The organism is Streptomyces panaciradicis, from assembly GCF_023516615.1.
GTDB classification, from domain to species: Bacteria; Actinomycetota; Actinomycetes; order Streptomycetales; family Streptomycetaceae; genus Streptomyces; species Streptomyces panaciradicis.
Window position 1 is genome coordinate 1 of record NZ_JAMGBF010000265.1, and the last position, 6,805, is coordinate 6,805.

Genomic DNA, 6,805 nt, shown 5'->3' on the forward strand with positions numbered 1-6,805 from the left:
AGCCGCGGGCCGGCCGGGCGCTGGACGCGGGCCGGCTCGGCGCGCGCACCGGCCTCACCGCGGGGCTGCTGCTCGCCGCAGCGGGCCTGGCCTGCGCGATGCTGCCCGGACTGGCGGGCGTCCTGCTCGCCGCCGTCCTGATCGGCGTCGGCACCGGCCTGATCACCCCGCTCGGCTTCGCCGCACTCGCCTCCGCCACCCCGCCCGAACGCCTCGGGCAGACCATGGGCGCGGCCGAACTGGGCCGCGAACTGGGTGACGCGGGCGGCCCGTTGCTGGTCGCCGCGGTCGCCACGACGGCGACACTGACGTACGGCTACGCGGCACTGGCGGCGGTCCTGGCAGGCGGCACGGCGGTGGTCGCGGCGGCGGGTGCACGGCGCGCGCGGCGGGGGGACGAGAAGGCGGACGTCGGCCGAGCGCCTGGCGGGTGAGCGGTGCGGCTGGCGTCGACGGGGGTGCGGCTGATGTCGGCCGGGTCGGCGGCTCGGGGCCGCGGGGCGGGACGGTTGGCGTCGACTGGAGCGCCGGGCGAGTGAGCGGTGCGGGGCTTGGGGGCCGGTGCGGGGCTAGGGGGCGGTGCGGGCGTCGGGGGCGGTGAGAGCGGACGACCGACGGCCACCGGGTCGCCGGACCGGTCGAGCGATGCGCCTGATGTCGGTTGGTGGTGCGGCTGATGTCGGCCGGGGCGGTGGCGCGGGGCCGCGGGGCGGGACGGTGGTCGTCCGGCTGGGGGCGTCGGGCGGCCGAGAGGACGGGGGCAGGCGCGGGGCCGGAGGGGCGGGCGACGTACACCCTGGGCCGGCAACCTGCCCGAGCGGCGGGGGTATGCGCGACTCCGGGCCGCGCTGCTAGAGCGTGCCGCCCGTCAGCAGGCTCAGTAGGTCACCCGTGGCGTCCGCCGCTCCGAGGGCCGCGAGGGCGCCCAGGGCCAGGATGGCCGCGGCGACGGGACGCAGACGGCGTGGCGGGGTGGTGTGGAGGGCGGCGACGCGGCGGGTGACGGCGCGGTCGGCGAAGTGCAGGACGCAGTCCGCGCCATGGGCGACCAGGGCGGCGCGGGCCAGGGCGCGGGCCGTGGTGCGGCGGTCGCCGACCGCGCCCGCGGCCTGTTCGTCGGCCCAGCGTTCCACCAGGTAGGCCACGGCGTCGCGGACCGGCACGAGCAGCGGGTTGCCCGCCGCGGCCAGGGTCACCGCGTGGACGTGGAACGCGTGCCGGTGGGTGAGGTGGGCGCGCTCATGGGCGAGCAGGACCCGGCGTTCGGCGGGGCGCAGCGCGGCGAGCATGGCGCTGGTGACCAGGATCCGGCCCGGGTCGCCGGGCACGGCGAAGGCGCGGGGCCGCGGCGAGGCGGCGACGACGAGTTCGGTGCCGGGCGGGTGACCCTCGCACAGCCGGCGCAGGGTGCGGCGGGTCGCGCGGTGGGTCCGGACCGCGCCCACGATCCGGCCGACGGCGACCGCGAGGAGGCAGAGGGCGAGGACGGCCACGGCGTCCGGGACCGGCTCGGGCAGCGCACGGCCGCCGGCCCGCGCGTGGGCGACGAGCGACGGGGCCTCGCCGGCCAGGGTCGCGGCCAGCAGCCCGAGGGCCCACAGCGAGGCGCCGGCGGTGAGCACCGCGGCACCGGTCAGCGCGCGGGCCGCCGCCGCGGGCGTCCCGAACCGGGCGAGCCGCGGGCCGACGGCGCCGAGCAGGAGCGACAGCAGCAGCGGGGTGTACACGTCGATCCTCATGCGCCCCCTCCTGCCAGCAGCTCGCGCAGGGCGCTCTCCTCCTCGGGGCTGAGCCCGGTGACGAACTGCTGCAGGGCGGCTATCGGATCGGGCCCGCGGTCCAGGGCCCGGTGCATGGCCTCGGCGGTCATCTCGGCGGCGTTCTTCACGGGACGGTAGGCGCCGCGCCGTCCGTCGGCGTCGCGCACCACGAGGTTCTTGTCGTGCAGGCGGCGCAGGATGGTGTGCACGGTGTTGTAGGCGAGCCCGTCGCCGAGTTCGGACTGGATCTCGGCCGGGGTGAGGGGGCGTTCCGTCGCCCACAGGGTGGCGAGGATCTCGCTCTCCAGCTCCCCGGGGCTGCGTCGCTCGGCCCTGCCGCGAGGGGTCGTGCCTGCCATGGCCACCACCTTACGGTGCGTAGGGTCCCGCGGTCACCGACTCGCACCTGCCCCTTACCCGCCTCAGGCACCCTGCCGACCTACACGTCGTAGGGTGAATCCGGACCTTACGCACTGTAGGGCCGGGAGGGTCGGGAGGGATGAGGATGACGACGACGTCCCCCGCCTCCCCCGCCTCCTTCGCATTCTCACGCGCCGCGGCGAAGCGGAACGCGGCATGAGCACCCCGGTCGGTCCGTCGACGGTCGTCGGCCGGCGGCTGCCGTGGCAGGGCCTGCTGGGGATCGTGGTGGCCGCGGGGGCCGCGGGGCTCGCCGTGCGGCACTGGCCGGTGCTGGACGCGGGGGCGGACCGGCTGGCCGTCGCCGACCGCGGATGGCTGTCCCTGGCCGCCCTGCTCGCCGTGCTGACCTGGGCGTGCTCGGCGCTCGCGCTGCAGGGGGCGGTGCGGGAGGCACTCCCTGTACGGCGGCTGGTGGCGGCGCAGTTCGCGGCGGCCGCGGCGAACCACGTGCTGCCCGCCGGACTGGGCGCCGGTGCGGTGAACGTGCGGTTCCTGATGCGCTGCGGGCTGCCGCCCGGCCGGGCGGCGACGGCCCTCGCGGTCAAGGGCACGGCGGGCACCGTGGTGCGGGGCGCGCTGATCGCGGGGCTCGCCATGGCCTGGCCGGGCATGCTGCGGCTGCCGTCGGTGGGCCGGTGGCCCCTGCTCGCCGGCGCGGCGGTCGCCGTGGCGGTCGCCGGTGCGGCCGTGCTGCTGCGGGCCCGGCTGCGGCGCGCACTGGCCTGCGCGGTGGCCGATGTGCGCGGCGTGCACGAGCGTCCGGGGCGGGCGGCGGCCCTGTGGGGCGGCTCGCTGGTGTTCGCCGCGCTGCACACGGGCGTCGTCCTGGCCGTCGTACGGGCTCTGGACGTGCCGCTTCCGGCGGGGCGGGTCGCGCTCGCGTATCTCGCCGCGAGCAGCGCCGCCGTCCTGCTGCCGACCCCGGGCGGGCTCGGTTCCCTGGACGCCGCGCTCGCCTGGTCGCTGACGGCGGCCGGGGCGCCGGCGGCGGTCAGCGTGTCGGCGGTCCTCGGCTACCGGCTGCTGACCGTGTGGCTGCCTCTGGTGCCGGGGCTGCTGGTGCTCGGCGGACTGGTGCGCGCGAAGGCCCTGTGAGGGGCGGGCGGCTCGGGCCGCCGGCGCGGGCTCAGCCTTCCGGGGGTGCCGGCGTGGACGGAGGGTCCGGTGCCGGCCGGGAGGGCGTCGAGGGCGCGCCCGTCGGTTCGCCGTCCCGCGGTGCCGTACCGGAGTCGCCGGCCGCCCGCTGCCGCCACCGGGTCAGCCCCCAGCCGCACAGGGCGAGCCAGGAGACGGCGAGCAGCCAGCCCCCGAGGACGTCGCTGGCCCAGTGCACGCCGAGGTACACCCGGGTCGCTCCGACGGCGGCCGCCCAGCACACCGCGAGCACACAGGTCGTCCGCGCGAGGTCGGGGCGCGCGCGGCGGGTGACGGCCCAGCAGAGCAGGCCCGCGGTGAGGGCGGAGGTCGTGGTGTGGCCGGAGGGGAAGGAGTAGCCGGAGGCGTACGCGACCCAGTCGGCGGGGTTGGGCCTCGGCCGCGCGAAGGACTCCATCACCACGTCGCGCACCAGTTGCCCGGCGAGCAGCACGGCCAGGGCGCAGGGCACCGTCCTCAGCCGCTCCCGCGCGTCACGTCCGGCGATCATGCCCGCCACGGCGACGATCAGGTACGGCCAGATCCCCGACCCGGTCGCGGTGATGCCGCGTGCGAGGGCCTGCGCGACGGGCGGCCGGTGTCCCACGGCCCACGTGTGAAGGGCGCCGTCGCCGGGCAGCGGGGTCCCGTGCCGTACGCCCACCAGCACCGCGAGGCAGGCGAACAGCGCGGCACAAAGGAGCCCGGCCCGCACCGTCCCGGACCGCACCGCCCGCCGCGTCTCACTCACGCGGATTCCTCCGTGCCGGCGCCCACGGCGCCTCCTTTCCACCGCGCGGGACCGGCACCCGGCACCCGCGCGTCCGCGCCCGCGGTCGTCGGCCGCCACGACCGCCCCGGCCCGGCCGTACGGTCAGCCACCGCTCCGCGCCCGTCGTCCACTCCAGCGTGCGCTCAGCCACCGCCCCGCGCGCCCGTGACCAGCTCACCGAACCGGGTTCCGGCCGCCCGCTCCACCAGGGGAGCGGCCCGGTCCGCCAGCAGCATCAGCGGCCAGGCGAGCAGGGCGCCGAAGGCGAGCCCCACCACCACGTCGTGCGGGTAGTGCACGCCGATCCAGACGCGGGAGACGGCCATCAGGACGGCGGCCAGGGCCGCGACCCGGCCCAGGACCCGGTCGGTCAGGGCCACCGCCACCGCCGCGGCCCCGGCGATCACCGCGTGGTTGCTGGGGAAGGACCAGTCGCCCACCGCCGGGCACGCCTCCAGGGTGACGGTGTGCAGCGTGCGGCAGGGTCTGTTCTCGGCGACGGCGGACTTGACCAGGACGTCGGCGACGTAGCAGAGAACGACGACCACGGGGGCGGCCAGCGCCCGGACCAGCCGGGCCCCACCGGCGCCGCGGGCCCGCCACCAGGCGGCGAGCATCAGCGCGCCGAACACGGCGAGGCCGTAGTCGGACCAGTCGGCGACCGTCGTGTCCACGGCGTGGGGGGTGTCGCGGGCCAGGTGGGTGATCCACAGGTACAGGCCGCCGTCGACCGAGGCGCCGCCGAAGGCAAGGGGGGTCATGAGGAGACCTCCGAAGAGGTGCGGCGCGCCCGCGCGCGGCGCGCCTCGAGAGCGAGCGGGGTCAGGGAGACGAGGACCACGACGGCGACCAGCGGCAGGAGGTAGCGGTCGACGTTCGGCACCGAGGAGCCCAGGGCGTAGCCGCCGAGCACGAGACCGACCGTCCACAGCAGGCCGCCGACCACCTGCCAGAGCGTGAAGACCCGCACCGGCACGTCCAGCGCACCGGCCAGCGGGTTCAGCACGGTGCGCACCACCGGCACGAAGCGGGCCAGCACGACCGCCTTGGCGTGGCCGTACCGGGCGAGCAGTTCCTCGGCCCGGGCCGCTCCCTCGTGCAGCTTCCGCGCCCGGCTGCGCACCAGCAGCGCACGGCCTCCGCGCCGCCCGATCCAGTACCCGGTCTGCGCCCCGAGCAGGGCTCCCACCACGGCCGCGACCAGCACCTGCCCGAGCGAGAGGTGCACGGAGCCGCGGACGCCGTTCGCGCACAGCAGCCCCGCCGTGAACAGCAGCGAGTCCCCGGGCAGGAAGAAGCCGACCAGCAGACCGGTCTCGGCGAACAGGACCGCGGCGACGCCGAGCGCGCCGAAGGCGGACAGCAGGGACCCGGCATCCAGGACGTTCACCGCTTGGGTCATGGCGAACTGGGCAGCTGCCATGCGGGCGGCCCCTCTCATACTGGAACGTGGACGGTGCGGGCAGGGGCCCGCGCCGGGCGACTACAGTCATGTAGACCGTCTACTGAACTGTAGACGAATAAATGTCGAGGAGCGTTCCCATGCCCCACGGGCAGATTGACGAGCCGTTCGACGGCCCGGACGACGGGCGCCCGGAACGGCGGCCGGCCGGCGAGCTGGAGGCGAGCGTCCTGGCCGCGCTGTGGGCGGCCGACGGGCCGCTCACCCCCGGCGCCGTCCAGCTGGAGCTCGGCCAGGGTCTGGCCCGGACCACCGTCACCACGATCCTCACCCGGCTGCACGCCAAGGGCGTGGTCACCAGGGCGCGCTCCGGGCGCGGCTACGCCTATGCCCCGGCCCAGGACTCCCCCGGTCTCACCGCCCGCCGCATGCACGCCGAACTCGACAAGGACGAGGACCGCGGCACCGTCCTCGCCCGCTTCGTATCCGATCTGAGCCCCGAGGACGAGCAGTTGCTGCGCAGTCTGCTGGCGGACGGCGCCGCGGGCCCGGACGACACCGCGTGACCGGCCGCCCGGAGCCGTCCGGCGCGACGGCGGCCTGTGGAGGAACCCTGTGATCTACGCCGTGTGGCTCCCGCTCCTGATGCCGCTGCTCGCGGTGCCCGTGGCCCGGCGCGGCGCCGAACTGCTGTCGCCGCGGACGGCCGCGTGGGCGCTGACCGCCCTGGCGCTGGTCCTCGCCGGCTCCAGTACGGCCGCGCTGGCGCTGCTCGCGCTGGACGGCGCCCTGCGGCTGCCGTTCGTGGCGGCGCTCGGCCACTTCTCCCCGCATCTGCTCGGCGACGGCTCGTCCGCCACCGTGCCGGCCGCGGTCCTGGCGGCCCTCGCGCTGGCCGGACTGGGCGTGCTGGTGCCCTGGCGGGCCCGCCGCCATCTGCGGGAACTGCGCGCCGCCCACCGCGGTTGCGGGCACGAGCCGGGCGCGGGCGACCTGTGGGTGCGGCCCGACGCCCGCCCCGACGCCTACGCCCTGCCCGGCCGGCCCGGCCGCATCGTGGTGACCACCGGGATGCTGCGCGCCCTCAGCGCGCGGGAGCGCGAGGTGCTCTTCGCGCACGAGCGCGCCCATCTCGCCGGCCGCCACCACCTCTTCCTCGCGGGCGCGGAGCTGGCCGTGGCGCTGCATCCCGCCCTGCGCGGCCTGCGGGGGCCGCTGTCGTACGCCCTGGAGCGCTGGGCCGACGAGTCCGCCGCGCGGGCGACGGGCGACCGTGCCCTCACCGCCCGCGCGGTGGGCCGGGCCGCGCTCGCC

The 6,805-nt window shown here is 77.4% G+C and carries 9 protein-coding genes; 4 read left to right on the forward strand and 5 right to left on the reverse strand.

From position 1 onward, the window contains the following. The coding region (locus M8J74_RS43345; protein WP_249841656.1) for an MFS transporter at positions 1-434 on the forward strand (434 nt) is incomplete at its 5' end. Between the two features lie 417 nt (positions 435-851). Here M8J74_RS43345 and M8J74_RS43350 read toward each other — a convergent pair. Continuing rightward, positions 852-1,739, reverse strand: coding sequence for a M48 family metalloprotease (locus tag M8J74_RS43350; RefSeq protein ID WP_249841657.1), 888 nt, complete (start codon positions 1,737-1,739; stop codon positions 852-854). Next, a complete protein-coding gene (locus tag M8J74_RS43355; protein ID WP_249841658.1) occupies positions 1,736-2,119 on the reverse strand; it encodes a BlaI/MecI/CopY family transcriptional regulator in 384 nt (127 codons plus the stop codon). The genes M8J74_RS43350 and M8J74_RS43355 overlap by 4 nt, the downstream gene beginning before the upstream one ends. A 217-nt stretch (positions 2,120-2,336) precedes the next feature. Between M8J74_RS43355 and M8J74_RS43360 the strand changes: the two genes are divergently transcribed. After that, the gene (locus M8J74_RS43360) at positions 2,337-3,278 is read left to right on the forward strand and encodes a lysylphosphatidylglycerol synthase domain-containing protein (RefSeq protein WP_249841659.1); all 942 of its coding nucleotides are present in this window, start codon (positions 2,337-2,339) and stop codon (positions 3,276-3,278) included. A gap of 31 nt (positions 3,279-3,309) precedes the next feature. Here the strand turns inward: M8J74_RS43360 and M8J74_RS44935 are convergent, their stop codons facing one another. The 3 genes from M8J74_RS44935 to M8J74_RS43375 all read right to left on the reverse strand — a co-directional run bounded on the left by M8J74_RS44935 (position 3,310) and on the right by M8J74_RS43375 (position 5,512). Further along, entirely contained in the window at positions 3,310-4,068 is a 759-nt protein-coding gene (locus M8J74_RS44935; protein ID WP_249841660.1) for a phosphatase PAP2 family protein, read from the reverse strand. 164 nt (positions 4,069-4,232) lie between these two features. Further along, entirely contained in the window at positions 4,233-4,850 is a 618-nt protein-coding gene (locus M8J74_RS43370) for a phosphatase PAP2 family protein (protein WP_249841661.1), read from the reverse strand. Beyond that, on the reverse strand, positions 4,847-5,512 hold the full coding sequence (locus M8J74_RS43375) for a DedA family protein (protein WP_249841662.1): 666 nt from the start codon (positions 5,510-5,512) through the stop codon (positions 4,847-4,849). Before M8J74_RS43375 ends, M8J74_RS43370 begins: the two co-directional genes overlap by 4 nt. Positions 5,513-5,631: 119 nt before the next feature. On the opposite strand from M8J74_RS43375, the gene M8J74_RS43380 reads away from it, so the two are divergent. Together M8J74_RS43380 and M8J74_RS43385 are read left to right on the forward strand one after the other, a co-directional pair. Beyond that, positions 5,632-6,057 carry a BlaI/MecI/CopY family transcriptional regulator gene (locus M8J74_RS43380; RefSeq protein WP_249841663.1) on the forward strand — a complete coding sequence of 142 codons (426 nt, stop codon included), beginning with the start codon at positions 5,632-5,634 and terminating at the stop codon, positions 6,055-6,057. A gap of 49 nt (positions 6,058-6,106) precedes the next feature. After that, positions 6,107-6,805, forward strand: a 699-nt coding sequence (locus M8J74_RS43385; RefSeq protein ID WP_249841664.1) for a M56 family metallopeptidase, incomplete at its 3' end; no start/stop codon positions are given.

Bases quoted from the DNA above. Each gene is read 5' to 3' on its own strand.
- M8J74_RS43380 (WP_249841663.1), top strand. From the start codon at position 5,632: ATGCCCCACGGGCAGATTGACGAGCCGTTCGACGGCCCGGACGACGGG.
- M8J74_RS43360 (WP_249841659.1), top strand. From the start codon at position 2,337: ATGAGCACCCCGGTCGGTCCGTCGACGGTCGTCGGCCGGCGGCTGCCG.
- M8J74_RS43350 (WP_249841657.1), bottom strand. From the start codon at position 1,739: ATGAGGATCGACGTGTACACCCCGCTGCTGCTGTCGCTCCTGCTCGGC.
- M8J74_RS43355 (WP_249841658.1), bottom strand. From the start codon at position 2,119: ATGGCAGGCACGACCCCTCGCGGCAGGGCCGAGCGACGCAGCCCCGGG.
- M8J74_RS43375 (WP_249841662.1), bottom strand. From the start codon at position 5,512: ATGGCAGCTGCCCAGTTCGCCATGACCCAAGCGGTGAACGTCCTGGAT.
- M8J74_RS43370 (WP_249841661.1), bottom strand. From the start codon at position 4,850: ATGACCCCCCTTGCCTTCGGCGGCGCCTCGGTCGACGGCGGCCTGTAC.